The following is a 911-nucleotide window of genomic DNA, read 5'->3' as shown; positions in this document are numbered from 1 at the left end:
ATTTGCTATTAGTATCTTTTTAAAAATATTTACAATTATTTTAATAGGTTATGCAAGAAGTCTAATAATCATTCTTGTTCGTGAGATTGGAATTGATGAAAAAATTAATAATGTTCCATCATAAATTTCATCACAAATTAACTGTACCGCTTTAAAACCAATAAACATTGATGTTAACCCAAAGTATAACATATATCAAATCCATGAATAAATAGTAAATAATGATTTAGCAGCATCAATATAGTCTCCACTAGCAACATCTCTTATTCCTAAAGCTAATGATAAAACCATAATTATTCCTACTACTAATGTTAAAACAAACATCACTCATGTTGATGGGGCCTTTAACATTTTAATTAAAGTATAACGAAACATTTTTAATGAAAAAAAATGAACTATCTTTTTATTTAATTCCGCTTTTTCCCTTGCGTTGCTTCGACTGTTTCATCATGAGTCATAATTTCTCTCCTATTTCATTAATTTCATAATATATTTTGTAATTTTAAAAACTACAAAATNATTATANAAAAAAAAAAAAAAAAAAAAAAAANAAAAAAAAANTTTAAAAAAAAAAAAAAAAAAAAAAAAANAATAATTCCCAGTACAGTACATGTCATTAAAAAATTTAGTAATATCTTTCTATTAAAGTATCAGAATCTAACCAACATTTTGTTGAAAATGATTAAATGTAATAAATTTGAATTTAATACGAATTATAAAATATGTGTACACAATTCATAATCAACTTTAATTTAAAAATTTAAATAAATGTAATACTACTAGGAATTTCTGGAAAATTTATTAATAACTATTATTTTATTATTTAAAGAATAATTTGGTATTCAAGTGTAGCCCTGATCTCAATTTTCTTCAACTAATCATACTGAAAAATATAAATGTAGTTCACATTC

Annotated in this window: 1 protein-coding gene; it reads right to left on the bottom strand. The window is 21.7% G+C overall.

Annotated features, from left to right (window positions below):
- Positions 1 to 48: 48 nt before the first annotated feature.
- Positions 49 to 375 (bottom strand): hypothetical protein, encoded by a 327-nt coding sequence (locus BST80_RS05280; protein ID WP_415746283.1) that lies wholly within the window; start codon positions 373 to 375, stop codon positions 49 to 51.
- Between the last annotated feature and the right edge of the window lie 536 nt (positions 376 to 911).

It is taken from the genome of Spiroplasma sp. Moj (assembly GCF_016082285.1).
GTDB lineage: Bacteria > Bacillota_I > Bacilli_A > Mycoplasmatales > Mycoplasmataceae > Spiroplasma > Spiroplasma phoeniceum.
This window is presented reverse-complemented; position numbering and strand designations above follow the sequence as displayed.